This is a genomic window from Streptomyces sp. NPDC037271 (genome assembly GCF_055603605.1).
Map to the genome: position 1 here is coordinate 549260 of NZ_JBVJVN010000001.1, position 24921 is coordinate 574180.

A 24921-nucleotide genomic window follows, 5' to 3' on the forward strand; every position below is an offset into this window, starting at 1 on the left:
GCAATCCGCTGTGAGACAGTCGGTGTCTGGTACTCCCGACAGGTCGAGGTCCCAACTGAACGCAGGAGGGGTGGAGATGGCGAACCGCATCGCGTCCGGCGTGACCAGCCGGCAGCCCGCCACCCACCGCCGCGTCGACGAGACCTCGATGGACCGACTCACGGCACACCACGTCGTCCATCCTGGAGGGGAACACCATGAGCAACTGGCTGCACACCACCATCGCGTACCTGCGCTCTCGCACCACCCGGCACGACAAGGGGCAGACGGCGGTGGAGTACCTGGGGATCATCGCGGTGGTGGTGGCGATCGTGCTGGCGATTACCGGGACGGACATCGGCCAGACGATTTTCGATGCGATCACAGCGAAGATCGCCGAGGTCACCGGCATCTGATGCCTCTGCGTGTGAACGGCGACGCAGGGCAGGCTTTCCCCATCTACATCACGGTGGTGGGGGGTCTGCTCCTTCTCGCGTTCGCCTACTTCGCAGTTGGCCAGGCCGCAGTGACTCGCGGTGAGGCACAGACGGCGGCGGACGCAGCCGCACTCGCGGCTGCCCTGGAGACCAGGGACCAACTGGCGGACCAGTGGCTGGAGAACGTGCTGGAGCCGGAATCCTGGCAGGACATCTTCGACGGAGAAGCGCCGGTTACCAATGGGTGCTGGCGCGCCCAGGAATTGGCGGCTCGTAACGACGCGAGCGCGGATTGCGAACAGGACGGGTTCTTGGGCTACACCGTCGTCGCGGAGACCAATGAGGCCGTCGGGGACACCATCATTCCGGGAACGGAGGACCAGAAGGTAACGGAATCGGCCACTGCCGTCATCGAAGCTCGCTGCACGTTCGAACTTCCTGCTGAGGACGCCGGTGGAGATGTGCTGCCCGGGCTTTCGTGCAAGGGCGAGGAGTGGGACCTGAGCCCGGACGATCTCAATGATCTACCGAAGGCCGAGGACTTGTTCGACGTCCACCTCGCCGACGGATAAGCGAACGACGAGTGACGAAGGAAAACACGACATGAGCATTCGGTTCACGACGACGGCCCGCAGGGGGACGTTGGCACTGGCCGTTCTAACCAGCCTGACCGTCGGTGCTGTCGGCTGCGGTGGTGGCGGCGACGACGAGAAACCGAAGGCTTCGGCGTCCGCTTCAGCTGCGAAGGAGGACGGGTCCGGACCGAGCGCTCAGGAAGGCGAGGCGAAGGAGCCGATGGCTGAGCTGCGAGGGTCCAATGGCCTACTTATGCAGATCATCTCTGCTGAGCGGGATTCGGGTGGCTTCGTGACTGTGAACGGTGAGCTGAAGAACGACGGTGACAAGAGTGTCGCGATCCCCTCCGCGCTGAGCGGGAACGAGACGGAAATCATCCGAAACGGCAGGTCGCTCGGCGGTGCGACACTTGTCGATTCCAAAAGCAAGAAGCGCTATTACGTGCTGCGTGACACCGAAGGTCGTCCGTTGACGACTGCAGGTTTCTCAACGATCAAGGCTGGTGACCGCCTGGCCGTGTTCATGCAGTTCCCCTCCCCGCCCACCAGCACCACCGAGGTGACGTTCCAACTGCCGACCTTCACCAGCGCGACCATCTCCATCTCCGGGTGAGGCCCACCATGACCCCAACCCCACGCCTCACCCTGGCCCTCACCACCGCCACCCTCATGCTCGCCACGACCCTCTACGGCACCGCCACGGCCCACGCCGACGACGACCCCAACGACCCGCCAGGAACCGAACCCTCCGCCTCCGCCCCCGTAGAGGTGGACCCCAACGACCCGGACCTGAAGATCCCGGACGGTGCCACGCTCGCCCAGGCCAAGGTGCTGGACATCAAGTCGGTCGTGGAGGAGCAGAGCGGTGACGAACGCCGCGAGGACACCAACACCAGCGTGACGCTCGCGCTCCAGGCCGAGGTGCTGTTCGGCAAGAACAGCGCCAAGCTGGGCGCCGAGTCGAAGTCCCGCATCACGGGCATCGCCGAGGAGATCAAGGCCCAGAACGCCACCAGGGTCCGAGTCTTCGGCTTCACCGACAACCTCGGTTCCTCCGCCCACGGCGACGCACTCTCCAAGCAGCGTGCCAACGCCGTGCACGACGTCCTGGCCCAGGCACTGAACGACGCCGACATCACCTACGAGGTCCGCGGCTACGGCGAGGACTACCCCATCGCCGACAACTCGACGGAGGCCGGCCGCAAGAAGAACCGCAGGGTCGAGGTCTCCTTCCCGCGCTCGGAGGCCTGACCGGCCGATGGCGGAGCAAGGGGATCACGTGGAGGAGAGGAAACCGCGGCTCTCACTGCCGGGCCGCGGGCGAGGCATGGCCCTCGCGGTGCTGACGGTACTGACGGTGGCAGCCTGCGGCGGCCCGGACGAGCCGGACGCGGCGCCGGCCTCGCCCCCGGACCGGCCCACGGCGTCCCGGTCGGCTCCACAATCGGCCTCCGCAGAGCCCGGACCTTCCGTATCGGCGGCGGACGGGCATGACGCCGACGCCTGCACCGACGGCAACTGCGAGATCGCGGTGACCAAGCCCGTGACGATCCACTTCCAGGGCCCGGGCGGCCCTGCGACGCTGTCCGTGACCGAGGTCGGCCCGAACAAGATCGAGTACTCGGTGAAGTCGGGCAACGGCCAGTCCAAGGGCGGGGCGAGCGGTCCGGGTCAGGGCTGCGTCATGACCCTCCGCGAGAACGGCAGCGGCACCTCCTGCGGCGCACTGAGCCACACCCGCCCGAGCCCTCAACCCGACACCGTCGTGATGCAGGCGACGACCACTGAGCACGGCTCGGTGCTCCTCCGCCTGATCTCCTGATATCCGAGGCCGTCCCGGAAACCCTTCGAGACATTGAGCTCTTCCACGTGGCCACTGATCGGGTGATGACCTGAGCCGGAGCACGTCAGGGTCTGTCCGGCGGATCTTGTCAGCGAGCACGGGGCGGTGCCGTGAGTGCAGCGGGGATGTGGTCTGTCCTCATGCGCAGGCGGCGTGGGAACCGGCAAGGTCCGCCAGCCAGGCCCTAGCGGAGGACCTGCTCGATGTGGTGGTCGAGGACGCGTTCGGCGGCTTCCGGGGTCCGGTAGCCGAGGGCGATGTCCACGCCGAGGCTGGTGGCGAGGGACCAGCAGATGTCGGCGTCGGTACGTTCCTCGCCGTGCCGCTCATGGCCCCGTTCCTCCCGGGCCGCCGTGATGAGGGCGGCGGTGAGGGTGAGCAGCTCGTCGTCGCCCGGCGCCAGCACCTTGGCCATCGTCGGATCGGAGACCGCCCGGCCCGCGGCCGCCAGCGCGAAGCGCATCAGCCGCGTGCTCTCCTCGGCCGGGCTGATCAGGGCGTGCAGGCAGGCGCGGAGGACGGCCTCCGGGCTGCTCGTGTCAGCGGCGGTGACCGCGTTCTCGATGGTGGCGTTCACGGCTCGTACGGCCCGGTCGAGGGCGTCGCGGATCAGGGTCTGCATCGAGGAGTAGTAGTGCTGGACCTGGCCCATGGAGACGCCCGCCTCCTCGGCCACCTTGCGCAGCGACACCTGCTCGATGCCGCCGCGCACGGCCAGTGACCAGACGGCCTCGACGAGGCGCGTCCTGCGCGCTTCGTGATCCACGATCTTCGGCACGACGCCGCCTTCCTCGTCATCTTCACCATGCGATCGCATTGCAAAACCGAGTGCCACCGGTTTACAGTGCAAGTGCATGGTAAACGTTGATCAGACCCAGGAAGGTCCCATGAAATACGGCCTCTACCAGGCCCTCGGCATGGCGTTGCTCGTCATCGGAGCCCAGGGTGCAATCCGCCAGCTCGTCGACCACGGCAATGCCGGTCTGCTGGGCTGGCTACCGGGAGGCTTCGCCGCGAGCATCACCGTGTACGCACTGACCGTGGTGATCGGCGCGGTCATCGCGGGGCGGGCTCACGATGCTCGCAAGGCGGTTGACGACTGACTCGGCGCAGGGTTTTTCAGACGCCGTCGTAAGAAAATGAACGTCTGTCCAGCTGATCATGGGCGAAGCCAGAGTCGGATCGAGGCGACGGTGACGGTGCCGTGGAAGGCGTAGGCGCGTTTGTCGTATCTGGTGGCCACGGCTCTCGAGTTCTTGAGGCCATTGATCGTCCGCTCCACTTCGTTCCTCCTCTTGCAGGTCGTCTTGTCGAAGCCGGTGGGGCGGCCGCCCCTGCTGCCCCGGCTCTGGCGGTGAGCGCGCTGAATCTTCGGCTCGGGGATGGTGTGCTTGATCTGGCGTCGCCGCAGGTAGCGGCGGTTGCGGCGGCACGAGTACGCCTTGTCGCCGCCGACATGGCCGGAGCGGGTGCGGGGGCGGCCACTATCGAGTCGACTGACCCGGATACGGTCCATGACGGGGATGAACTGTGGGGCGTCTCCCCGCTGACCGGGGGTGATCAGCAGGGCCAGTGGGCGCCGTCCGCCCTCCCCGGGAGCGTCCGAGTCCCTCGTCGGGGCGGTGCTGCCGAGGCGTGCGTGTCTTTTCCCGGAACCCGCGGAGATCTCCGGCGCGCTCCGGCGGCGTGCCGGCGGGCCCGGCAGGAGGCCGAGTCCACGCTGACCATCGACCAGTCGATGCGGCCTTCTGCGTCGACGTCAGCCAGGACGGCGGCGAAGATTCTGTCCCGGGTGCCGTCCGCCGACCAGCGTCTGTGACGTTCGTGCACGGTCTTCCATTTGCCGAAACGTGCAGGCGGATCCGCCCCGGCGGGCGCTGCCGAGCGTCACAGCGCCGGATACGCCCTAGCCGGACACGGGTGTCAGCCGCTCTTCCGCCCACTCGGCGAAGGTGGTGACCGGGATGCCCAGCTCCCGGGCGAACTCGGGCCGGGCGGGCTGGAGGACCGTGTTGTTCCACTCGTGTCCGGCTCCCCACGTCGGCATGCCCGCGTCGAGGGCCTCTTCCAGGCTCATGGAGGGCGCGGTCACGGGCACGCCCCAGGCGGCGGACAAGGTCTGCGCGACCTGCTCCATCGTGCGCAGGTCACCGGCCAGTTCCAGTTCCACCTGGTGGAACCGGTCAGGGTCTCGAAGGGCGTGCGCCGCAGCCGTGCCGATGTCCCGCACGGCCACCAGGGCCAGTTCGGTCTCCGGCTTCAGCACCGTCAGCAGTCCGCCGCGCGGCCCCTTGGGTGCCAGCAGGGGCAGGTTCTCCATGAAGAAGGCGGGCTTGATCACCGTCCAGCGGGCAAAGCCCGCACCCCGCACCGCCTCCATGATCGCCTGCTTGGTGTGGAAGTAGTCCGCCATCGCCGCCCAGCGGCCCTCGGCCCAGCCGGCGGCCCGGGTGTGCTCACCGACTCCACTGGTCGAGGACTGCACGAACTGCCGTACTCCCTCGGCCTTCGCCGCGTCCACCAGGTTGGTGGCCTGGACGAGCTCGCCCGCGAAGTCCACGCTGGTCTCGGTCATGGGCGGCGCCTGCACCGAGAACACCGCGCGGACTCCCTCGACCGCTGGGCCGAGGGAGTCCCGGTCGGAGAGATCCGCCCGCACCAGCTCGGCGCCCAGCGCCTCGATCGCTTGGGCGGACTTCGACCGCGGATCGCGTACGAGTGCACGTACGGGCACCTCGGCGGCCAGGAGTGCGCGGGCCGTGGCCCCGCCTTGCCGGCCGGTGGCTCCGATGACCAGGACGGCATCGCTGTTGATGGGCATGGTTGCTGCTCCTCACGGAACGGAGAACAAAAACGGCGGGGCCCGCCGTTTCGCCTGCCGCTAAGATATGGCGGGGCCCGCCGTTTAGCAATGGGGAGATCATGACCGGTCAGCGCTCGGACGCCCGACGCAACTACCAGCGCATCCTCGACGTCGCCGAAGCCGAGGTCGCCGCGCACGGCGCCGAGGCATCCCTGGAGCAGATCGCCCGCACAGCAGGCGTCGGTTCAGCGACCGTGCGCCGTCACTTCCCCACCCGCCGTGCCCTGCTCGAAGCCGTCTTCCAGGAGCGCATCGAGGGCCTGTGCGAGCGCGCCCACCGGCTAAGTGAGAGCGAGGACGGCCGCACTGCCCTCCTGGAGTGGCTCCACGCCCTCGTCCTCTACGCCGTCTCAGCCCGCGGGTTCGCCAACACCCTCAGCTACGAGCCCCCCGCCGAGGAACCCTCCCCGCACTCCTGCGGCAGCAGAATCGCGACGGCCGGAACTCCCCTGCTCCAGCGGGCCGTTCGCGACAAGGCGGTTGCACCGCACGTCACTTTTCACGACCTGCTGACCCTCGCCGTCGGCATCGCCCTGGCCACCGAGCACCACAAGGACCCAGAGACCCAGGCCGACCGCCTCTTCCGCCTCGCTGTGGAAGGACTCAGCCCTGAGCACGGCATCGCTGAGGTATCCGAGAACTCAGGATCTTCGGTACTGGTTCCAGAAAGTCTGCCGAACGGGCGGTTGTGACGGATGGGATGCCTGATCGGTGACAACCAACGTGCCCCGACCGGTCCTCTCCGCCGGCTCATCCGGCGTCACCGTGACAACTCCTGAGCTTCGGCTCACGGGCCGGCTTCCCGCGAGCACGAAGCTCCCGTGCCGTTGATGGAGGTGTTCTCCGTCTCAAACCCGCCGGCCGAGCCGCCTGTCGTAATCGCCGCAGCCGTCCTCACCCTGGAGCGTCAGCGCTGAAAGCGCTCATTCGCAGGGAAATGCCCTTCACGGGCCGGCGGTAGCCCCGATCGTCCCGCTCTCCCCCGCCCTCGGCACGGGTACCGTGCCATCGCTCACCAGGTCCGCGACTGCGTCGGCGTGTTCCCTGATCAGGTAGTCCATGGCGTGTTCGGTCGACGACTGGTACTCGAGCTGCTCGCTGTAGAAGCGGAGCCGTTCCTGAGCGTCCTCGAGTCCAGCGCACCTCACTGCCGAGCGCGAACGCGCTGACCCGGCCTCGCCCGTTCTTCCCGTGCCCCCCGACACCGGTCGGGACGATGCGCACATCGATGTTGTGCCGTTCCGACTGTTCGATCAGGTGGAGGAGCTGCCGCCGGGTTACTTCGGCTCCGCCGTAGGGCATGCGCAGCGCGGCTTCGTGGACGTAGGCGACGTAGTCCGGCCACGACCGCCACTCTTGCCCCGACCCGCACTCCCCACCCGGCCGTCGCCCCCGCCCCCGAGCGGCTGCGTTCGAGGCCGAAGGCCCCTTCGTCGCCCACGACGCGCGTCACCTCTTCGAGGCCCGGTAAGCCGCGCCACCAGCCTCGGGCTTTCGCGCGCCCTGCAGGCAACTACGCCGCCGCGCCGGCCTCCGACCCCGCGGCCGGACCTTGTCTCCGAGTGGGAGACCCGGCGGTAACGGCCGGCCCACTCGCGAGAGTTCGTTGAACTCTTGAATATCTGCTCACCGGTCACCGAAAATGCAGTCGAAGCTCGTCCCTCGAAACGCTGATGGAGAGGAACCGCAGCAGATGAAGAGTCGGTCCAGATTAGCCCTGGGTGCCCTGGCGGCCGTCGCGCTGACCACCGCGCTTTCGGGAACACCCGCGTTCGCCACCGACGAGGTCAACTGCGGCACCGGCGACGACTACGTCGCGGTGACGTACCTGCAGAACGGCGCGGAGCACACCCGGTGCTGGGACAACCCCGGTAGCGTCCCCCTCAACCTGGAGAACGTCACCTCCTTCTACTCGGGCGCCAACGAGGTGGTCGTCTTCTGGACGACGGGCTCGGGGTGGGAGGTCAACCTGCTCGAGCCCCACACGTCGGCTCCCTTCACCGGCGCTGACGCCTACCGCGTCTTCGGCTTTCAGATCAGGTAATCGAGGGACGGATCAGTGATGGCCGGTGGTCGGTCCCCTGGAGCGGGCCGACCGCCGGGCCAGTCGATCGGCCGACGTCCCGCCCGTCTCCACGACCGAGGCCGGCCCGAACGAGATCGCATGCGCGGTGAAGTACGCCAACGGCCGGTCCAAGGGCGGCGCGAAGCGGACCGGGCCAGGGCTGCGTCACCGTCCTCACGTGCGCCGGTCACGCGATCATCCCTCGGTGTGCTGCCCCGGCCGCTCCAGGGCGAGTTCGGCGGGGAGGCCCGTATCGGCTTCGCGGTGACGGGACGCGCGGGTACCGGCGGCAGGGGCCGCGAGGACGGCCGTGGCGACGAACACCAGGACCACGACCATCGCCGGACGCAGTCCGTAGTGATCGCCCAGGAAGCCGAGCATGGGCGGCCCCACCAGGAACGCGATGTAGCCGATCGTCGCCACGAGGCTGACCCGGGCGGTCTCGTCGGGCCCCGAGTCGCCCGCCGCCGACAGGGCCACCGGAAAGCCCAGGGACGCGCCCAGTCCCCAGAACAGGACGGCGGCCGCGGCCACGGCGGCGTTGTCGGAGAAGATGACCAGGCACAGACCGATGGCCCCGGAGACCGCGCTCGCCCGCACGACGGTCGCCCGGCTGTAGCGGTTGAGGAAGAAGGTGCCGCCGAAGCGTCCCAGGGTCATCGCGGCGGCGAACCCCACGAAGACGAGCGAGCCGACGGCGGCGTCCAGACCGTGGCCGTCGACCATGAGCAGCGGCAGCCAGTCGTTGGCGGCGCCCTCGGCGAGAGCCATGGCCAGGACGATGGCCCCGATCATCAGGAGCCGCCGGTCCTTCCACACCTGCGAGCCCGCGGGCCGCGTGGAGTCCGCAGCGGGCGCCGCGGCACGGACCCCGGTCCCGGCGGGCACGGCACCGATGGCGTACCCGAAGATCGCGGCCGTCACCGCGGCCACCGCCAGGAGGTGCCAGTGGGCGGGGAACGCCGCAGCGGTGGCCGCCATGCCGGCCAGGCCGCCGATGACGGTGCCCAGGCTGAAGCACCCGTGCAGCGTGGGCAGAACCGCCGTGCCGGTGATCCGCTCCACGTCGGCACCGTCCACGTTGATCGCCACCTCGCCCGACCCGACCCCCAGGCCGAACAGGCACAGCCCCGCGGTGACCAGGGGCGCGGAGCCGAGGGCGCTGCCCGCGCCCACGACGACCACGCTCGCGATGACGAACAGTGTGCCGAGCGCCGTCACGGGTCGGGTCCCGAACCGCGACACGAAACGGCCGGAACAGAGGATGCCGGCCATCGAGCCGACGGACAGACCGAACAGCACCAGCCCCATCTGCCCCGTGGACACGCCCAGACGGTCACGGACGTCCGGGGTGCGCGTGATCCATGAGGACATGGCGATGCCGTTGAGGAAGAAAAAGAGGTACAGCGCCCGGCGGCGTCGGCGTACAGCACGGTCTGTCAAGGAAGGGCTCCGCCGGTGATGGAGACAATGAGGGACAGGCGGGCGACGAACCCGCGTCACCCACCGAGTATGAACAAATGTACACATCGGTTCGGCGACCGAGAAGACAAGGCGGACAACGGCGATGACAGGCAGCACTCGTGGCCCCAACGACCCCCGGCGCCGCGAACGCATCCTCGACGCCGCGCTCGACGTCATCGCGGAGCACGGCGCGATCAAGGTGACCTACCGCAAGATCGCGGAGGCGGCGGGCGTGCCGCTCGGGTCACTCACCTACTACTTCGACGACATGCAGCACCTGTTGACCGACGCCTTCACCCGGCTCGCGGAGACCGTCTCCACACGCTACGGCGCCCTTCTGGAGGCCGCGCGGACCCGCCGGGAGGCCGAGGAGGCGGTCGTCGAGATCATCTGCGGCAAGGTCTGGGGGACCGACCGCAACCTCCTGCTCAGCTACGAGCTCTACGCCTTCGCCACCCGCAATCCCGAGGTGCGCGCCGTCATGCGCTCCTGGATGCGGGCCAGCCGGTCCTCCCTGGCCAGGCACTTCGACCCGCTCACCGCACGGGCCCTGGACGCGCTGGTCGAGGGATTCTCCATCCACAACTCCGTCGACCCGCGGCCCACCGACCGCGAGGAGGTCGCCGCCGTCGTCCGTGCCGTCGTCGACAGGCACCACTGAACAGGTCCGACCGGGCCGCCCTCAGGGGCCCGTGATTTTCGGTTGCCTCCCCGCCGTCGCTGGCCTACGGTCCCGATCATGCTGCCTCCAGTGGAAACGGATGAAGAGTGGGACGCGGTCGTCTCCGACGAGACGGTGATGCGCCCCGGTGCGGAGGACATCTGTGCGCGCCTGGGTCTCGCCGATGTACCGCTGACTCGTTTTCCGGACGGGTCCCAGCCGGTCTACGCGGTGGGTGACGAGCACGTTCTCAAGCTGTTCCCAGGAGCCGCCGCGCAGGACGGCATCGCGGAAGGCCGTGTCCTCAGCTACATCCAGGGGCTGTTGCCGGTACCGACACCACAGGTACGTGATTTCGGCCCGTACGAAAACGGTTGGCAGTACGTCCTGATGTCCCGGCTCCGCGGCGAGAACCTGGCCCATGACTGGGACCGCGTGCCGCTGAGTCACCGTGAGCGGCTCGTCACCGAGGTCGGTGAAGCCCTGGCGGTACTGCACGCCCTTGATCCCGATCCCCTTGGGGACGTCCTCGGCCCCGGAGACTGGGGCGCCTTCCTGGACCGCCAGTGTGCCGGTGCGGTGGAACAGCAGCGTGGCCACGGACTGCCGGCCGCCTGGCTGGAGCAGATCCCGGACTTCCTGGCCTCGGTCTCGCTGCCGCGCGACCCGCACCGTTGCCTGCTGCACACCGAGGTCATGCAGCAGCACTTCCTGGTCGATCCCGATGGGTGGCGGCTGACCGGGCTCTTCGACTTCGAACCGGCGATGATCGGTGACCGTGCGTATGACTTCGTGGGCGTCGGCCTCTTCGTCACCCGGGGTGAACCGGACCTGCTCGCCCGTCTCACCAAGGCGTACGGTCACACCTTCGAGCCGTCCGAACTGCTCGCGTACACGTTGCTGCACGTGTACAGCAACCTCCCTTGGTACATGCGGGAGCTGCGTTTGCCTGCCGAGAAAACGCTGCCCGCGCTCGCGGAGACATGGTTCGGCACGCTGTGACGCACGCCCGTCACCGCGCAGACCAGCAGCGCGCGTCGCGTGTACGGTCCGGAACCGACTGAGGCGACGCCCTAACCTTCCACTACCTTCATCCGCGCCCCCACCCGCACCCCCCACCCGGCCATCGCCCCGGCCTCGGCCTCCAGCACATGCCGGGCACGCGGGCGGGGCAGCCCCAGCCGGCCCGGCCGCATGGTGCGGACGGCGATGACGGTGAGCCGGCGGTCGAGGTAGGCCACGTCGATGGGCATCCGCATCCGGAAGGTGTGCACGCTGTTGGCAGGCGACAGGAGAATGGCCCCGTCGACGAAGGACCGCCCCAGCAGTCCCTTGGTGCGCGCGCGGTAGGAACCGGCGATCTCCAGCGGAATACGGACACTCCCGCCGCCGGTCTCTTCTTCCACGACCAACACCCCTGCCCCGTCCCGCCGGCGCCGTGCCATGTCGATGCCCCTCCCGCAGCCCAGTCCGTCCTACCGAACGTATCTGCCCCCGAGCAGGCCCGGCGTATACGGCGGGAGGGAAGGATGCGACCCGGTGTCGCTCCCTCCCGCTGGTGAGCGTCGCTTCGCGCTCCGGCGACGCCTCGGCGTACATCAAAGCCGTGGCACTGCTGATCCACGCGCGAGCGGACATGGAGCGAGCCCGGTCGGGACAGCCGCGACCGGAGCAGGAACTCGATCCGGCTCCCGGGGACGAACAGGCATGAGCCGTCGAGCCACTTCACCATGGCGGCACGACGGGAAAGGCGTTGCCCTGCCGCTCCGTCAAAGGTAGGAAGACCCCATGACCGCACTCGGCGCCGTGTTCCGTCCTCAGCTCGCCCCAGAACGACTCCGTGCCGTCGCACGCGTCGCGGAGGAGGCGGGGCTGGAGGAGTTGTGGCTGTGGGAGGACTGCTTCCTCGAGGGAGGGATCTCCACGGCCGCCGCCGCCCTCGCCTGGACCGAACGGCTCCGGGTCGGGATCGGGCTGCTGCCCGTGCCGTTGCGGAACGTCGCCGTCACCGCCATGGAGGCCGCCACCCTGCACCGGATGTTCCCCGGCCGCGCCGTCCTCGGCGTCGGGCACGGCGTACAGGACTGGATGGGGCAGGTCGGGGCGCGGGCCGAGTCGCCCGTCACCCTGCTGCGGGAGTACCTGCTCGCCCTGCGGGCCCTGTTGCGCGGGGAGCGGGTGACGACCGAGGGGCGGTACGTCCGGCTCGACGACGTCGCCCTCGACTGGCCGCCCCCGCCGGGGGCCGAGGTGCTCGCCGGGGTCACCGGACCCCGTTCGCTGCGGCTCGCCGGGGAGGCCGCCGACGGGACCATCCTCACCGCGGCCAACCCGCCCGACGCGGTGCGGCAGGCCCGTCGGCTCATCGACGAGGGGCGGGCGGCGGCCGGGCGGACGGAGCCGCACAAAGTGGTCGCGTATCTCCTCACGGCCACCGGACCCGGCGCCGCCGAACGGCTGCGGGCCGAACAGCGGGCCGAAGGACTCGGCTCGGTGGCGGACCTGGGGGTCGCCGGGGACGCGGATGCCGTCGCCAAGGCCGTCCGGCGGCTGGCCGAGGCCGGCGCCGACACCGTCGTCCTCCAGCCGACGGGTGACGAGCCGGACCCCGAGGGGTTCGTGCGGTTCACCGCCGAGCAGGTCCGGCCCCTGGTCGGCTGAGCCCCGCCGCCGGCCGTCGACACCGCACCCCACCCCCGTAACCCTCGTACGCATCGATCGGATCGCACGTCCATGACGCCCGCACCCTCCCGCTCCTTCGACGACCTCGTCGCCGAGGGAGCCTCCGTCCCCACCGAGGGGTGGGACTTCTCCTGGTTCGAGGGGCGGGCCACCGAGGCCCGGCCCTCCTGGGGGTATGCGCGGTCCATGGCCATGCGGCTGACCGGAGCCACCGCAGTACTGGAGGTGCAGACCGGGGGAGGGGAGGTCCTGGACCAGGCCCTCGAAGCCGCCGCCCCGCACCGGCCCCCGCTCGTCGTCGCCACCGAGGGCTGGCAGCCCAACGTCGCCAAGGCCACCGCACTGCTCCGCCCGCGCGGCGTCCCCGTGGTCGCCTCGCCCGACGACGCGCCCCTCCCCTTCGCGGACGGAGCCTTCGACCTGGTCGTGAGCCGGCATCCCGTCGAGCCGCACTGGGCCGAGATCAGCCGCGTGCTCGCGCCCGGCGGCACGTACTTCGCCCAGCACGTCGGCCCCGGCAGCGTCTTCGAGCTCATCGAGTACTTCCTCGGGCCCCAGCCGGAGGAGAGCCGGAACCACCGCCACCCCGACCGTGAGCGCGCCGACGCGGAGGCCGCCGGTCTGGAGGTCGTCGACCTGCGGGCGGAACGGCTGCGAATGGAGTTCCACGACATCGGCGCCGTCGTCCACTTCCTGCGCAAGGTGGTGTGGATGGTCCCCGGCTTCACCGTCGAGGGGTACCGGGACCGGCTGCGCGACCTGCACGACCGCATCGAGGCCGAAGGCCCCTTCATCGCCCACAGCACGCGCCACCTCTTCGACGCCCGCACACCACACCGCTAGGGCCTGCCCGGCCGACGACGCGGGCACGTCCGCCACATGGGCGACAGACGCGCCCGTTCGGGCAGACTTGGCCAAGAACTGCCGTTCGGGCAGTCGAGCACCGGCCGCGGCCCACATGATCCCCGGCGCCTTCGGCGTGAGGTGACGTCAGGAGGGGAGTGGTGCGGTCCGCGGCTCCATGGGGATCGGGCGCGGCGGATCTTCGGGGCGTGTGCGACGTACCTTCGCACATATCCGCGCGTCCGGAGAGAGGGTGCGGAATCACCCTTCGATCCCCACAGGGATTCCACATCGTTATTCATCATTGCCCTCCTGGGGTCGATAGCGCCCTGCCCGATCACATAGGTTCTGGCCCAGGTAATTCGCGTGAGCAAAGCTGCGCGTGTGGCACCGCGCAGTGGAGGGGGCTGCGCGGTGCCCGGTCAAGCGGGCGCTCGCCGGTGGGTTCACCCGGTGGGGGGAAGCGGGGGCGGTTCGCCGGGCGGGTTCCGGCGCGCACCGAGCCCGCTCCGCATCCGTTCCCGATCCGCTCCGCGCGTCCCTCCGGCCTCACCGGACGCCCTGCTCAACCATGGGTTCGCTGCGTTCTGGCCATGATTCAGGGCGGAATGAGTGCCTCCGCAGCCATCCGGGCGTCGCCGGGCGACTTCGGAGAGTAGTTGTGGCACGCCGATGCACGCAGCATCACTTACAAAGGGTTATGGTGGAAACCCCCCCTCGGGCCGGTCCGTCTCCCCCCCACGGACCGGCCCGTTTTTTCTGCCTCCCCCGGCACCCGCTCCCTCCATCCCCGGCCCGCCCCTGCTCCTGCGCTCCCTCCGGGTCCCCACGCCTCCACCCTCCCGGCTCCGCTCCTCGTCGCCCCCCCGTGCGACCCACCCTCCGGGCGCGGCCCACTGCTCCCCCTGCGCGGCCCACTCCTCCCTCCCCGGTGTCACCTCGCGCCGCAGTCTCCTGGCGGGACGCCCGTAACAAGGAGTTCACCGGTGCGCCGTCCTGTGCCGTGGCATGGCGGCGCTTGTTCGAGGGCATAAACCAAGCAGGTCGACGCCCGAACCACGGGTGTCGGATCTCAGCGGACGGCCCGGAGCCGTCCGCCCGGGAGGCCCTTTGCACCAGCCCCACCGTGCGGTCGCGGCACGGAAGACGCGGCGGAGGGCCGGTTCACGGCCCGCGCCAGTGCAGGGCGGCCGTCGACCGGTCGGCTCGTTCCCGCCCTCCCGGACCAGCGTCCACTCCGTCGCTCCCCGACCTCTTCCGAGGGGGTACGTCCTTCCGTGGTGACCAGCACAAAGCGCCACAAGCCCGATAGGCGCACCTACGTTCTCGACACCAGCGTCCTGCTGGCCGACCCGAACGCTCTGAACCGCTTCGACGAGCACGAAGTCGTGCTCCCGATCGTCGTGGTCACGGAGCTGGAGGCCAAGCGGCACCATCCCGAACTCGGCTACTTCGCACGGCAGGCCCTGCGCCTGCTCGACGAGTTCCGGGTGCGGCACGGTCGCCTCGACGCCCCCATTCCGATCGGGGATCTCGGCGGCACCGTCCGTGTCGAGCTCAACCACTCGGACCCCAGCGTGCTGCCCACCGGCTACCGCCTGGGGGACAACGACTCCCGCATCCTCGCCGTCGCCCGCAACCTGCAGGCGGAGGGGTACGACGTCACCGTCGTCTCCAAGGACCTCCCGCTCAGGATCAAGGCGTCCTCCGTCGGCCTGCTCGCCGAGGAGTACCGGGCCGAGCTCGCCATCACGGACGCCTCCGGCTGGACCGGCATGTCCGAACTGGCCCTGCCCGGCGAGCAGGTGGACATCCTGTTCGAGGAGGGACGCGTATACGTCCCCGAGGCCGCCGAACTGCCGGTGCACACCGGCCTGACCATCCAGTCGGAGCGCGGCAAGGCCCTCGGCCGGGTCACGCCCGACGGCAGCGTCCGCCTCGTGCGCGGCGACCGGGAGGCGTTCGGCATCAAGGGCCGCAGCGCCGAGCAGCGGATCGCGCTCGACCTGCTCCTCGACCCGGACGTCGGGATCGTGTCGATGGGCGGCCGGGCCGGCACCGGAAAGTCGGCGCTGGCGCTGTGCGCGGGGCTCGAGGCCGTGCTGGAGCGCAGGCAGCACCAGAAGGTGATGGTCTTCCGCCCGCTGTACGCCGTGGGCGGGCAGGAACTCGGCTATCTGCCCGGCTCCGAGGCCGAGAAGATGAGCCCCTGGGCACAGGCCGTCTTCGACACGCTGTCGGCGGTCACCAGCCGGGAGGTCATCGAGGAGGTCACCGCTCGCGGCATGCTGGAGGTCCTCCCGCTCACCCACATCCGCGGCCGCTCGCTGCACGACGCGTTCGTGATCGTGGACGAGGCCCAGTCGCTGGAGCGGAACGTCCTGCTGACCGTGCTGTCCCGGATCGGGGCCAACTCACGGGTCGTACTCACCCATGACGTGGCACAGCGGGACAATCTGCGGGTGGGGCGGTACGACGGAGTCGTCGCCGTCATCGAGAAGCTGAAGGGGCATCCGCTCTTCGCGCACGTCACCCTGACGCGCTCCGAGAGGTCCCAGATCGCGGCACTCGTGACCGAAATGCTGGAGGACGGCCACATCTGACACTTCCGCGAACTCCGACCCGTCAAGGGCCGGTTACCGGGAAGTCGGCGCCGTTCGGAAAGGCCGAGAGCCTAGCCGGGCGGCGCCTTCGCGTGTGGGGATTTCCGGAAATCCCCTGGCGCAAACGGGATGTGAGCTTTCACACGCGGCACAGAATTGCCTCACCCCGGCGGGTTACGGCAGAGTCTCCTTCCTGTCAGGCCCCGCATACGACACAGCTGTACCCCCAGCGGTACGGCGCCACAGAAGCACCAGACTCAACTCCATAGCAGCGTCGTATGCCGCCCGAGCACCACGCGGCGCTCCCCCGCAGGGGAGTTGCCCACCGGGTCCGTGCCTCCCGTGACCCGTAGTTGGGGAGGCCAGCGCCAGGGGCACGATTGCGTCCGCGAGGGTCACCGAAGCGGGCGATGCTGGAAGGAAACCGTGTGAGCCGGATCTCGGTCCGGGGATTCGCAGTGGCCTCGGCCACGGCGGTCACCGCAGTCGGAAGCGTCGTCGGCGTTGCCTCGGGCAGCACCGCGCAGAGCAACGACGCGGAGGCGACAGCAGCCGGTACGACGCTGCTTGCGGACATCCCCATGGGCGAGCAGGCGCAGGTGCAGACCGCGTCCCTGACGCAGCAGGCCGACGTACAGGCCATCGCCGCGGACGCGAGCGCCAGGAAGGACGCCGAGGAGGCGGCCCGCAAGGCTGCCGCCCAGACCGCCGTGGCCAAGCAGGAGAAGGCCAAGAAGGCGGCCCAGGCAGCCCAGAAGCGCGAGGCGGACAAGGAAGCGGCCAGCCGCGACGCCAAGCGCGAGTCCACCAGCTTCGCCGTCCAGAGCTCCTACAGCATCAGCCAGATCCAGTCGATGGCCCGTTCGATGGTGCCCAGCGGCCAGTGGCAGTGCTTCAGCAACATCGTCGACCACGAGTCCGACTGGAACTACAAGGCGGTCAACCCGTCCTCCGGCGCCTACGGTCTCTTCCAGGCGCTGCCGGCCGGCAAGTACGCCTCCGCGGGCGCCGACTGGCGGACCAACCCGGCCACCCAGATCAAGTGGGGTCTCAACTACATGGACAGCCGCTACGGCAGCCCGTGTGACGCCTGGACCTTCTGGCAGGCCAACCACTGGTACTGAGCCCGCCCGGCGCGGTCCACCGCCCAGGCCCACCGCTCAACCTCGCGCAGCCCCTCACCGTCCTACGGTGAGGGGCTTTCGCGCTCCCGCCATGTACGGTCGGAGCGAAAACGACTCCAGGGGGGAGTGGTGGGGAGAGACGGGGGAAGAGGACGGATCATGTCTCGAGTGCCAGGGTGGCTCGGTCGGCTCGGCGCCGGACTGACGCGGATGAGTGAGCGGCTGGACCAGCGCCGCGAAGAGGCCCGGCAGGAGGGCTCCGACGACGGACCGGTACCGGCCGCCGACCACGTGCCGCCCTCACCGTCGCCGTCGCTGTCACCGGAGGACACGCATCCGGAGCCCGGCTCCGCGTCGCAACAGCTCGTGCTCCAGTCCCGGCCCGACCCGGCGCAGGCCGTGCCCTGGGGCGTACGGGTCGCCGCGGAGGCCGGGTGGCGGCTGCTGGTCCTCGCCGGCACCGTGTGGGTGCTGATGCGGGTCATCAGCGCCGTGCAACTGGTGGTGCTGGCGTTCGTGATCGCGCTGCTGATCACGGCGCTGCTCCAGCCGACCGTGGCGTGGCTGCGCCGGCACGGGGTGCCCCGGGGGCCGGCCACCGCCCTGACCGCGATCCTCGGGTTCGTGGTGATGGGGCTGATCGGCTGGTTCGTCACCTGGCAGGTCATGGAGAACATCGACAACCTCTCCGACCAGGTCCAGGACGGCATCGACGAGCTGCGCAACGGGCTGCTGAACAGCCCGTTCCACGTCACCGACAAGCAGATCAACGAGATCGCCAAGAACCTGCGCGAGGCGGTCGGCGCCAACACCGACCAGATAACGTCCGCCGGCCTCGAGGGCGTCACGGTCGTCGTCGAGGCGCTCACGGGCCTCCTGCTGGCCGCCTTCTCGACGCTCTTCCTGCTCTACGACGGCAAGCGCATCTGGCGCTGGACGCTGAAGCTGGTGCCGGCGGCGGCCCGGCCGGCCGTGGCCGGTGCCGGCCCGCGGGCGTGGCGGACGCTGACGGCGTACGTGCGCGGCACGGTGATAGTGGCGCTGATCGACGCCATCTTCATCGGCCTCGGCATCTACTTCCTGGACGTGCCGATGGCCGTCCCGCTGGCCGTGTTCATCTTCCTGTTCGCCTTCATCCCGCTCGTCGGCGCGGTGATGTCGGGCGCGCTCGCGGTCGTCGTGGCGCTGGTGACGCAGGGCATGTTCGCCGCGGTCATGACGCTCGTCGTGGTGCTGGTGGTGCAGCAGATCGAGGGCCACATCCTGCAGCCCTTCATCCTCGGGCGCGCGGTACGGGTCCACCCGCTGGCGGTGGTGCTGTCGGTGACCGCCGGCGGCATGGTGGCCGGCATCGGCGGCGCGGTGGTCGCCGTACCGCTGGTGGCGGTGACCAACACCGTCGTGGGCTATCTGCGGGCGTACTCCCGTGAGGCCGCCGTGCGGCAGGCGCCGAAGCCGCGCGGGGCGACGTCCACGGACGCCTCCCCGGCGGCGTCGGCGACCTCGGCGACCTCGGAGACCTCGGCGACCTCGAAGACGGACCCCCCGTCGGCGTCTCCCGGGACCGAGCCGCCGTCGGGCAGCTCCCCGGCGTAGCGGCACGCACGACGGCGACGGGCCCCGCCCACCCTGAGGGTGAGCGGGGCCCGTCGCCGTGTTCCGCGCCGCGGGACTACTGGGCGGCCAGGACCGCCTCGGCGTCCAGCGTGACGCCGACGGCCTCGACCACGGCGGCGATCTTGAACGCCTCCTGGATCGTCTCGCGGTCCACACCGGCCTTGCGGAGCACCTGCTCGTGCGAGTCCAGGCACATGCCGCAGCCGTTGATGGCGGACACCGCGAAGGACCACAGCTCGAAGTCGACCTTGTCGACGCCCGGGTTGCCGATGACGTTCATCCGCAGACCGGCGCGCAGGGTGCCGTACTCGTGGTCCGACAGCAGGTGCCGGGTGCGGTAGAAGACGTTGTTCATCGCCATGACGGCGGCGGCCGACTTGGCGGCCGAGTACGCCTCGGGCGTGAGGTTCGCCTTCGCCTCCGGCTCCAGCTCGCGCAGCACGATCGGGGAACGCGAGGCGATGGCGGTCGCCAGCACGGTGCCCCACAGCTGCTGCGCCGGGAGGTCGGAGTTGCCGATGACCGAGCCCAGGTTGAGCTTCAGGTCCTTGGCGTAGTCCGGTACGGCGGACTTCAGGGAGTCGAGCGACATCTCAGATCACTCCCCGGCCAGCAGCGCGACCGGGTCCAGGGTCTCGTCGCCCTTGCTCCAGTTGCACGGGCAGAGCTCGTCGGTCTGCAGGGCGTCGAGGACCCGCAGGACCTCCTTCGGGTTCCGGCCGACCGAGCCGGCGGTCACCATGGTGAACTGGATCTCGTTGTTCTGGTCCACGATGAACACGGCGCGCTTGGCGAAGCCGTCCTCGCCCTCGATGCCGAGGTCGCGCATCAGCTCGTGCTTGGAGTCCGCCATCATCGGGAACGGCAGGTCGGTCAGGTCCGGGTGGTCCTTGCGCCAGGCGTGGTGCACGAACTCGGAGTCGCCGGAGAAGCCGAGCACCTGGGCGTCACGGTCGGCGAACTCGTCGTTCAGCTTGCCGAAGGCGGCGATCTCGGTCGGGCACACGAAGGTGAAGTCCTTGGGCCAGGCGAAAACGACCTTCCACTTGCCCTCGTAGGTCTTGTGGTCGATCGTCCCGAACTCCTTGCCCTTCTCCAGCGAGACGCAGGCGGTCAGTTCGAACTCGGGGAACTTGTCACCGACAGTGAGCACGCGCTCTCCAATAAATGCAGCGAAGAAACACCCGTTTTGCGAGTGTTTCCCATGGGTTGGACGCTGTTGATGTTGGCACAAGGCACATTGATTAGTGAAATAGCTACACTCGGTCGAGTTGATCGGAGGTGGTTATGAGTGGCGGCTAAGAAGAGGCAGCCAAGCCTCGCCCAGCTGAGGGCTTTCGCCGCGGTCGCCGAGCATCTGCACTTCCGCGACGCCGCCGCCGCGATCGGCATGAGCCAGCCCGCGCTCTCGGGCGCGGTCTCCGCGCTGGAGGAGGCGCTGGGGGTCACCCTGCTGGAGCGTACGACGCGCAAGGTACTGCTCTCGCCCGCCGGTGAACGGCTCGCGGTCCGGGCGAAGGCGGTACTGGCGGAGGTCGGCGCGCTGCTGGAGGAGGCGGCGGCGGTACGGGCGCCGTTCACCGGCGCGCTGCGGCTCGGGGTCATCCCCACGGTGGCGCCGTATCTGCTGCCGACGGTGCTGCGCCTGGTCCACGACCGCTATCCGGACCTGGACCTCCAGGTCCACGAGGAGCAGACGGCGAGCCTGCTGGACGGTCTCACGACCGGCCGCCTCGACCTGCTCCTGCTGGCGGTGCCGCTCGGCGTCCCCGGTGTCACGGAGCTCCCCCTCTTCGACGAGGACTTCGTGCTCGTCACCCCGCTCGACCACCGGCTCGGCGGCCGGGAGGGCATCGAGCGCTCGGCGCTGCGCGAACTGAAGCTGCTGCTGCTCGACGAGGGGCACTGCCTGCGCGACCAGGCGCTCGACATCTGCCGGGAGGCGGGGCGCGCGGGAGTCCCCGCGACGACGTCGGCCGCCGGCCTGTCGACGCTGGTGCAGCTGGTCGCGGGCGGCCTCGGGGTGACGCTGCTGCCGCGCACCGCGGTCCGCGTGGAGACGTCCCGCTCCAGCCAGCTCCTCACCGGCTCCTTCGCCGACCCGGCCCCCACCCGCCGGGTCGCCCTCGCCATGCGCACGGGTGCGGCGCGTGCCGCGGAGTACGAGGAACTGGCGGCGGCCCTGCGGGAGGCGATGGGGGACCTGCCGGTCCGGACGGTCCACGACTGAGCGGAGGCGGGTCGGCCACCGGGCGGAGGCGGGTCGACCACCCGAGCGGAGGCGTCGGCCACCTGAGCGGAGGCGGGTTGACTACCTGAGCGGAGGCGGTTCGACCACCCGAGCGGACGCGGGTCGATCACCGCGCCCGGCCGGGCCCGCCCCGGCCGGGGCGGGCGACCGGCCGCCCCGGAGGGCGGCGGTCCCCCGCCCTGGCCGGGCGGCCGGCACCACGCACCGGCGGAGTCACTCCGTGCGCAGGCCCTCCGGCCGCATCAGCCGCAGCAGCGGCGGCAGACTCAAGAGGGTCACCACCAGGACGACCGCGGCGCCGATGCCCGTCATGGCGAGGACGCCGGCCCAGTCGACGCCGACCGGGGTGGACGTCATCTTCAGGAGCACCGTGCCCAGCGTCAGGCCCACCACCACGGCCAGCAGCAGGCCCAGCGCGATGGGGACAGCGGTCTGCCACAGCACCGACATGCTCAGTGTGCGGCGCCGGGTGCCGAAGGCGACCAGGGCCGACAGCAGCTTCTTCCGCTCGCGCAGCTGCTCCAGCTGCGAGACCAGCAGACTCGCGCCGATCAGCGCCAGCACACACGCCGCCCCGACGAACAGACCGGTGCGGATGGCGTCGAACCGGCCGGTCCGCTCCGTCGCCGACCACGTCATGGTGTCCGTCAGCGGATGGAGGGCCGCCGCGGTGTTGCGTACCCGGTCGTGCACGTCCGCCACCGAGTCGTCCAGCTTGAGGTAGGCGTGTCCGGTCAGGCCGGGCGCGAGCGTGGCCGGCATCGCCTTCGGCGTGATCAGGAAGCCGCCCCGGTCGATCCCGGCCAGCAGGCGCTGAAGCGGCTTCGCCGCCTTGACGCCCTGCGGCACCGTCCAGGGGATCTCCCGGCCCTTCGGGCCGCCCTCGTAGGTCGGGTCCAGGTACAGCTTCCGGCCCGGCGCGGCCAGCTTCGTCATGTCCTCCCCGGTGTCCCACTCGGCACCGTGGACGGCGAACACGTCCCCGTCCTCACAGGAGGTCAGGCGGGCGATCTCCCGCAGCGACGCGCAGTCGCCCACGGTCATCATCGTGCCGTGGTCCGGGGTCCGGGGGCGGTCGCCGAGGTAGCCCTCGGAGTAGCCGTAGACCGCCGTCACGCCCTCGGTGTCCCGGAACTCGTCGGCCGCCTGCGCCGCCGGCACCTCGCTCGGCAGGACCGCCTCCATCTGAGCCCACGACACGTCCTGCCCGGTGGTCTTGGTGTAGTCGTCGTCCACGCCGGCGAAGAGCATCTGCAGCGCGATCGCCCCGGCGACGGCCACGGCGATGCCGTTGACCATGCGGGCCGCCGTGCCGCTGCTCATCTGCAGCCGGCGCACGGCCAACTGCCAGGCCACGCCGCCGGAACCGAGCCGGGCGACGACGGTCTCCACGATCCACGGCAGCAGCGCGGTCACGCCGACCAGGAGCAGCACGACACCGCCGGTCACCAGGTACTGGTTGAAGTCGCCGTTCTCGCGCCCGTTGCCGACCATCGGGTAGAGCATGGCCAGTCCGGCCAGCGGCAGCAGCAGCCGCCACCACAGCCGGCGCCTGGCCGGGCGGCCCGCGCGGACCACGCCGAGCGGTTCGATGACCACCCCGCGCAGCGCGAACAGCGTCACCAGCACCGCCGCCGCCGGCACCGCCACCGCGACCAGCAGGGCCAGCAGCGGCGAGGGGTTGAGATAGCTCGGGAACACGCTGATGCGGTACACCTCGGCCGTGCCCGCGAGCTGACGCCCGACCAGGAAGAACCCGGTGCCGAAGACCAGCCCGAGGATCGCGCCCGCCATCGCCTCGCCGGCGGCGACGCGCCGGGTCATGCGGCCGTCGGCGCCCACCAGGCGCAGTGCCGCGAGCCTCCGGTCCCGCCGCTCGCCGCCGAACCGTACGGCGGCGGCGATGAAGACCGCGACCGGTGTCAGCAGCACCACGAAGACGACGAGGACCAGCAGGAGCAGCACCGGGTCGGACTGCTCCTCCCCCGGGTCCGGGTCGCCGAACCGGTCGATACGCTCGATCCGGCCGGGATCGATGTGCTGCTCGAGCCCTTCCGCACCCCGGTAGAAGGCGAGTTCGGCCGAGCCGATCAGCCCGCTCTCCCCGATCGTGCCGACGATCCGGTCCGACAGCCGTTCACGCAGCAGCGCGCCGGAGTCCGACTCCAGCAGCTCCCTCAGCGCGGGGGAGACCACCATCTCGCCCACCGCCGGGAACTCGTCCACCCCCGGCGGCAGCGGTGCCCGCGGCCCGTCGGGATCCAGCGCCCGGCCCCGGACGTCGTCGTCGCGGAAGTTCGCGTCGAGCCTGGCGACCACGAGCGTGTCGTTCGCCTTCGGTATCTGCTCGGAGCTGAAGGTGATGTCGGAGCGCGCCGCCTCCCGGTCGTGCCGGACTTCGAGCGCGTTCGGGACCGCCGTCGTCAGCAGGAGCAGCGCCACGCCGAGCCCGACGCCGACGGCCGTCAGCACGGCCCGGGTCCACCCCTCGCGCCCGCCGGTGAAGGCGAAGCGGACGCCCATGGCCAGGTCCCGGCTCCACTGCCGCACGCTCATACGGCGCGCTCCATGTCCCGGGACTTGCCGTCCCGTACGACGATCTCCCGGTCGGAGTAGGCGGCCACCCGCGCCTCGTGCGTGACGAGGACGACGGCGGCGTTGGTGGTGCGGGCGGCGTCCGTGAGGAGTTCCATCACGCGTTCGCCGTTGAGGGAGTCCAGGGCGCCGGTCGGCTCGTCGGCGAAGAGCACGCGGGGGCTGGTGACCAGCGACCGCGCCACCGCGACCCGCTGCCCCTGGCCGCCGGAGACCTCGCCGGGCCGCTTCTTCCTCAGGTCGTCGACCTCGAGGCGCTGCATCCAGGTCAGCGCGGTCCGCTCGGCCTCCTTGCGGGGGGTGCCGTTCAGACGCAGCGGAAGGGCGACGTTCTCCACGCACGTCAGCTCCGGCACGAGCTGCCCGAACTGGAACACGAACCCGAAGTCCGAGCGGCGCAGCGCACTGCGCTGGGCGTCGCTCATGCCGGACAGCTCCCGCCCGTCGTACGTGATCGTCCCCGAGTCGGGCGGCACGATGCCGGCGAGGCAGTGCAGCAGCGTCGACTTGCCGGACCCGGAGGGGCCCATCACGGCGACGACCTCGCCGGGGTGGATGGAGAACTCCGCGCCGTCCAGGGCGAGGGTGGGGCCGTAGGCCTTGCGCAGCTGCTCGGCCGAGAGCAGCGAACCTGCGGGCGGAGTCATCGGGTTACCGCCTCACGGAGCTTGTCGAGGCGCGCGGCGGTCAGTTCCAGCCAGCGCAGGTCGGCCTCGAGATGGAACAGGGCGTGGTCGCAGATCAGCTGGTCGGCGAGGTCGCCCTTGCGCTTGCGGTCGGTGAGGATGCGCATGCTGCGCAGGTGCTCCGAGCGCTGCGTGTCGAGGATGTCGGCGGCGTCGCGGTGGGTGAGCAGCGCGAGGACGACCTTGGTGTACAGCGTCGACTGGAGGTACGGCTCGGGCTTCTCGGGCGTGGCGAGCCACTGCTGTACGTCGGTGATCCCCGCGTCGGTGATCGCGTACCGCTTGCGCTCGGGACCGCCGCCCGCCTCGATGCCGTCGACGACGACGAGGCCGTTCTTCAGCAGGCGGGACATCGTCGAGTAGACCTGGCCGTAGTGCAGCGGCCGGTCGTGACCGAACTTCTCGTCGAAGGCACGCTTCAGGTCGTAACCGTGGCGTGGCCCGGACTCCAGGAGCCCCAGGAGGGTGTGACCGATGGACATGCCGATCACTCTACACACGGTGTATACGCGCTATGTATACGTCGTGTGCAGAGACGGTGGCGGCGCGTACGGGAGTGCAGGTCGGGGCCGATTGTCACCGTTGTGCCACGGCGGACGCCGCGCCTGGGGGAGGTGAGGTGAGGCGCGGCGG

Annotated in this window: 27 protein-coding genes and 1 pseudogene; 17 read left to right on the top strand and 11 right to left on the bottom strand. The window is 70.2% G+C overall.

The window, feature by feature from the left end; genetic code table 11:
• Window positions 1-197: 197 nt before the first annotated feature.
• Genes ACZ7G3_RS02620 through ACZ7G3_RS02640 form a run of 5 tightly spaced genes read left to right on the top strand, consistent with a single transcriptional unit; the run spans window position 198 to window position 2813 of the window.
• Entirely contained in the window at window positions 198-395 is a 198-nt protein-coding gene (locus ACZ7G3_RS02620) for a hypothetical protein (protein WP_470922924.1), read from the top strand.
• A complete protein-coding gene (locus ACZ7G3_RS02625) occupies window positions 395-988 on the top strand; it encodes a pilus assembly protein TadG-related protein (RefSeq protein ID WP_470922925.1) in 594 nt (197 codons plus the stop codon). The genes ACZ7G3_RS02620 and ACZ7G3_RS02625 overlap by 1 nt, the downstream gene beginning before the upstream one ends.
• A 31-nt stretch (window positions 989-1019) precedes the next feature.
• Entirely contained in the window at window positions 1020-1604 is a 585-nt protein-coding gene (locus tag ACZ7G3_RS02630) for a hypothetical protein (protein WP_470922926.1), read from the top strand.
• 8 nt (window positions 1605-1612) lie between these two features.
• Entirely contained in the window at window positions 1613-2242 is a 630-nt protein-coding gene (locus ACZ7G3_RS02635) for an OmpA family protein (RefSeq protein ID WP_470922927.1), read from the top strand.
• A 28-nt stretch (window positions 2243-2270) separates the two neighbouring features.
• Complete coding sequence (locus tag ACZ7G3_RS02640) at window positions 2271-2813, top strand: hypothetical protein (protein ID WP_470922928.1); 543 nt, start codon at window positions 2271-2273, stop codon at window positions 2811-2813.
• Between the two features lie 205 nt (window positions 2814-3018).
• Here ACZ7G3_RS02640 and ACZ7G3_RS02645 read toward each other — a convergent pair whose 3' ends face one another.
• Window positions 3019-3612, bottom strand: coding sequence for a TetR/AcrR family transcriptional regulator (locus ACZ7G3_RS02645; protein ID WP_470922929.1), 594 nt, complete (start codon window positions 3610-3612; stop codon window positions 3019-3021).
• A 109-nt stretch (window positions 3613-3721) separates the two neighbouring features.
• Between ACZ7G3_RS02645 and ACZ7G3_RS02650 the strand changes: the two genes are divergently transcribed.
• Window positions 3722-3937 (top strand): hypothetical protein, encoded by a 216-nt coding sequence (locus ACZ7G3_RS02650; protein ID WP_426596986.1) that lies wholly within the window; start codon window positions 3722-3724, stop codon window positions 3935-3937.
• Window positions 3938-3993: 56 nt separating this feature from the next.
• Here ACZ7G3_RS02650 and ACZ7G3_RS02655 read toward each other — a convergent pair.
• Together ACZ7G3_RS02655 and ACZ7G3_RS02660 are read right to left on the bottom strand one after the other, a co-directional pair.
• Window positions 3994-4697 (bottom strand): annotated as a pseudogene (locus tag ACZ7G3_RS02655) (IS5 family transposase); the annotation flags it as partial.
• Window positions 4698-4740: 43 nt separating this feature from the next.
• Window positions 4741-5655 (bottom strand): NmrA/HSCARG family protein, encoded by a 915-nt coding sequence (locus ACZ7G3_RS02660; RefSeq protein WP_470922930.1) that lies wholly within the window; start codon window positions 5653-5655, stop codon window positions 4741-4743.
• Window positions 5656-5756: 101 nt separating this feature from the next.
• Between ACZ7G3_RS02660 and ACZ7G3_RS02665 the strand changes: the two genes are divergently transcribed.
• Window positions 5757-6389, top strand: coding sequence for a TetR/AcrR family transcriptional regulator (locus ACZ7G3_RS02665; RefSeq protein WP_470922931.1), 633 nt, complete (start codon window positions 5757-5759; stop codon window positions 6387-6389).
• A 202-nt stretch (window positions 6390-6591) separates the two neighbouring features.
• Here the strand turns inward: ACZ7G3_RS02665 and ACZ7G3_RS02670 are convergent, their stop codons facing one another.
• Window positions 6592-6999: a Scr1 family TA system antitoxin-like transcriptional regulator gene (locus ACZ7G3_RS02670; protein ID WP_470922932.1), complete on the bottom strand. Its 408-nt coding sequence runs from the start codon at window positions 6997-6999 to the stop codon at window positions 6592-6594.
• A gap of 391 nt (window positions 7000-7390) precedes the next feature.
• On the opposite strand from ACZ7G3_RS02670, the gene ACZ7G3_RS02675 reads away from it, so the two are divergent.
• Window positions 7391-7741 (top strand): hypothetical protein, encoded by a 351-nt coding sequence (locus tag ACZ7G3_RS02675; protein WP_470922933.1) that lies wholly within the window; start codon window positions 7391-7393, stop codon window positions 7739-7741.
• Between the two features lie 216 nt (window positions 7742-7957).
• Here the strand turns inward: ACZ7G3_RS02675 and ACZ7G3_RS02680 are convergent, their stop codons facing one another.
• Window positions 7958-9292, bottom strand: a complete 1335-nt coding sequence (locus ACZ7G3_RS02680) for an MFS transporter (protein ID WP_470923188.1) — start codon at window positions 9290-9292, stop codon at window positions 7958-7960.
• A 37-nt stretch (window positions 9293-9329) separates the two neighbouring features.
• Between ACZ7G3_RS02680 and ACZ7G3_RS02685 the strand changes: the two genes are divergently transcribed.
• Both ACZ7G3_RS02685 and ACZ7G3_RS02690 read left to right on the top strand, forming a co-directional pair.
• Window positions 9330-9887 carry a TetR/AcrR family transcriptional regulator gene (locus tag ACZ7G3_RS02685; RefSeq protein WP_470922934.1) on the top strand — a complete coding sequence of 186 codons (558 nt, stop codon included), beginning with the start codon at window positions 9330-9332 and terminating at the stop codon, window positions 9885-9887.
• A 78-nt stretch (window positions 9888-9965) separates the two neighbouring features.
• The gene (locus ACZ7G3_RS02690) at window positions 9966-10889 is read left to right on the top strand and encodes an aminoglycoside phosphotransferase family protein (RefSeq protein WP_470922935.1); all 924 of its coding nucleotides are present in this window, start codon (window positions 9966-9968) and stop codon (window positions 10887-10889) included.
• Between the two features lie 71 nt (window positions 10890-10960).
• Here the strand turns inward: ACZ7G3_RS02690 and ACZ7G3_RS02695 are convergent, their stop codons facing one another.
• Entirely contained in the window at window positions 10961-11332 is a 372-nt protein-coding gene (locus ACZ7G3_RS02695; RefSeq protein WP_470922936.1) for a DUF192 domain-containing protein, read from the bottom strand.
• Between the two features lie 113 nt (window positions 11333-11445).
• On the opposite strand from ACZ7G3_RS02695, the gene ACZ7G3_RS02700 reads away from it, so the two are divergent.
• The 6 genes from ACZ7G3_RS02700 to ACZ7G3_RS02725 all read left to right on the top strand — a co-directional run bounded on the left by ACZ7G3_RS02700 (window position 11446) and on the right by ACZ7G3_RS02725 (window position 18735).
• A complete protein-coding gene (locus ACZ7G3_RS02700; protein WP_470922937.1) occupies window positions 11446-11598 on the top strand; it encodes a hypothetical protein in 153 nt (50 codons plus the stop codon).
• Window positions 11599-11675: 77 nt separating this feature from the next.
• Window positions 11676-12548 carry an LLM class flavin-dependent oxidoreductase gene (locus tag ACZ7G3_RS02705; protein ID WP_426596976.1) on the top strand — a complete coding sequence of 291 codons (873 nt, stop codon included), beginning with the start codon at window positions 11676-11678 and terminating at the stop codon, window positions 12546-12548.
• A 72-nt stretch (window positions 12549-12620) separates the two neighbouring features.
• Entirely contained in the window at window positions 12621-13412 is a 792-nt protein-coding gene (locus ACZ7G3_RS02710; RefSeq protein WP_470922938.1) for a class I SAM-dependent methyltransferase, read from the top strand.
• Between the two features lie 1277 nt (window positions 13413-14689).
• A complete protein-coding gene (locus ACZ7G3_RS02715; RefSeq protein WP_426596974.1) occupies window positions 14690-16015 on the top strand; it encodes a PhoH family protein in 1326 nt (441 codons plus the stop codon).
• 428 nt (window positions 16016-16443) lie between these two features.
• Window positions 16444-17139 carry an aggregation-promoting factor C-terminal-like domain-containing protein gene (locus ACZ7G3_RS02720; protein WP_470922939.1) on the top strand — a complete coding sequence of 232 codons (696 nt, stop codon included), beginning with the start codon at window positions 16444-16446 and terminating at the stop codon, window positions 17137-17139.
• A gap of 159 nt (window positions 17140-17298) precedes the next feature.
• Window positions 17299-18735, top strand: coding sequence for an AI-2E family transporter (locus tag ACZ7G3_RS02725; protein WP_470922940.1), 1437 nt, complete (start codon window positions 17299-17301; stop codon window positions 18733-18735).
• A 76-nt stretch (window positions 18736-18811) separates the two neighbouring features.
• On the opposite strand, the gene ACZ7G3_RS02730 is transcribed toward ACZ7G3_RS02725, so the two are convergent.
• Both ACZ7G3_RS02730 and ACZ7G3_RS02735 read right to left on the bottom strand, forming a co-directional pair.
• Window positions 18812-19348, bottom strand: coding sequence for an alkyl hydroperoxide reductase (locus ACZ7G3_RS02730; protein ID WP_398134878.1), 537 nt, complete (start codon window positions 19346-19348; stop codon window positions 18812-18814).
• 6 nt (window positions 19349-19354) lie between these two features.
• Entirely contained in the window at window positions 19355-19909 is a 555-nt protein-coding gene (locus tag ACZ7G3_RS02735) for a peroxiredoxin (protein WP_398134877.1), read from the bottom strand.
• Window positions 19910-20047: 138 nt separating this feature from the next.
• Between ACZ7G3_RS02735 and ACZ7G3_RS02740 the strand changes: the two genes are divergently transcribed.
• Window positions 20048-20986 carry a LysR substrate-binding domain-containing protein gene (locus tag ACZ7G3_RS02740; RefSeq protein ID WP_426596971.1) on the top strand — a complete coding sequence of 313 codons (939 nt, stop codon included), beginning with the start codon at window positions 20048-20050 and terminating at the stop codon, window positions 20984-20986.
• Between the two features lie 234 nt (window positions 20987-21220).
• Here ACZ7G3_RS02740 and ACZ7G3_RS02745 read toward each other — a convergent pair whose 3' ends face one another.
• From ACZ7G3_RS02745 to ACZ7G3_RS02755, 3 genes are read right to left on the bottom strand one after another with little or no spacing between them, the layout of a single operon-like run.
• The gene (locus ACZ7G3_RS02745) at window positions 21221-23563 is read right to left on the bottom strand and encodes an ABC transporter permease (RefSeq protein WP_470922941.1); all 2343 of its coding nucleotides are present in this window, start codon (window positions 23561-23563) and stop codon (window positions 21221-21223) included.
• Window positions 23560-24249, bottom strand: a complete 690-nt coding sequence (locus ACZ7G3_RS02750; RefSeq protein WP_426596969.1) for an ABC transporter ATP-binding protein — start codon at window positions 24247-24249, stop codon at window positions 23560-23562. Before ACZ7G3_RS02750 ends, ACZ7G3_RS02745 begins: the two co-directional genes overlap by 4 nt.
• Window positions 24246-24770 carry a PadR family transcriptional regulator gene (locus ACZ7G3_RS02755; protein ID WP_426596968.1) on the bottom strand — a complete coding sequence of 175 codons (525 nt, stop codon included), beginning with the start codon at window positions 24768-24770 and terminating at the stop codon, window positions 24246-24248. The genes ACZ7G3_RS02750 and ACZ7G3_RS02755 overlap by 4 nt, the downstream gene beginning before the upstream one ends.
• Window positions 24771-24921 lie beyond the last annotated feature (151 nt).

Coding starts and splice junctions, on each gene's coding strand:
- ACZ7G3_RS02695 (WP_470922936.1), bottom strand. CDS start 11,332: ATGGCACGGCGCCGGCGGGACGGGGCAGGGGTGTTGGTCGTGGAAGAA.
- ACZ7G3_RS02670 (WP_470922932.1), bottom strand. CDS start 6,999: ATGCCCTACGGCGGAGCCGAAGTAACCCGGCGGCAGCTCCTCCACCTG.
- ACZ7G3_RS02745 (WP_470922941.1), bottom strand. CDS start 23,563: ATGAGCGTGCGGCAGTGGAGCCGGGACCTGGCCATGGGCGTCCGCTTC.
- ACZ7G3_RS02620 (WP_470922924.1), top strand. CDS start 198: ATGAGCAACTGGCTGCACACCACCATCGCGTACCTGCGCTCTCGCACC.
- ACZ7G3_RS02705 (WP_426596976.1), top strand. CDS start 11,676: ATGACCGCACTCGGCGCCGTGTTCCGTCCTCAGCTCGCCCCAGAACGA.
- ACZ7G3_RS02660 (WP_470922930.1), bottom strand. CDS start 5,655: ATGCCCATCAACAGCGATGCCGTCCTGGTCATCGGAGCCACCGGCCGG.
- ACZ7G3_RS02710 (WP_470922938.1), top strand. CDS start 12,621: ATGACGCCCGCACCCTCCCGCTCCTTCGACGACCTCGTCGCCGAGGGA.
- ACZ7G3_RS02755 (WP_426596968.1), bottom strand. CDS start 24,770: ATGTCCATCGGTCACACCCTCCTGGGGCTCCTGGAGTCCGGGCCACGC.
- ACZ7G3_RS02725 (WP_470922940.1), top strand. CDS start 17,299: ATGTCTCGAGTGCCAGGGTGGCTCGGTCGGCTCGGCGCCGGACTGACG.
- ACZ7G3_RS02665 (WP_470922931.1), top strand. CDS start 5,757: ATGACCGGTCAGCGCTCGGACGCCCGACGCAACTACCAGCGCATCCTC.
- ACZ7G3_RS02685 (WP_470922934.1), top strand. CDS start 9,330: ATGACAGGCAGCACTCGTGGCCCCAACGACCCCCGGCGCCGCGAACGC.
- ACZ7G3_RS02650 (WP_426596986.1), top strand. CDS start 3,722: ATGAAATACGGCCTCTACCAGGCCCTCGGCATGGCGTTGCTCGTCATC.
- ACZ7G3_RS02730 (WP_398134878.1), bottom strand. CDS start 19,348: ATGTCGCTCGACTCCCTGAAGTCCGCCGTACCGGACTACGCCAAGGAC.
- ACZ7G3_RS02690 (WP_470922935.1), top strand. CDS start 9,966: ATGCTGCCTCCAGTGGAAACGGATGAAGAGTGGGACGCGGTCGTCTCC.
- ACZ7G3_RS02635 (WP_470922927.1), top strand. CDS start 1,613: ATGACCCCAACCCCACGCCTCACCCTGGCCCTCACCACCGCCACCCTC.
- ACZ7G3_RS02630 (WP_470922926.1), top strand. CDS start 1,020: ATGAGCATTCGGTTCACGACGACGGCCCGCAGGGGGACGTTGGCACTG.
- ACZ7G3_RS02750 (WP_426596969.1), bottom strand. CDS start 24,249: ATGACTCCGCCCGCAGGTTCGCTGCTCTCGGCCGAGCAGCTGCGCAAG.
- ACZ7G3_RS02625 (WP_470922925.1), top strand. CDS start 395: ATGCCTCTGCGTGTGAACGGCGACGCAGGGCAGGCTTTCCCCATCTAC.
- ACZ7G3_RS02680 (WP_470923188.1), bottom strand. CDS start 9,292: ATGTGTACATTTGTTCATACTCGGTGGGTGACGCGGGTTCGTCGCCCG.
- ACZ7G3_RS02675 (WP_470922933.1), top strand. CDS start 7,391: ATGAAGAGTCGGTCCAGATTAGCCCTGGGTGCCCTGGCGGCCGTCGCG.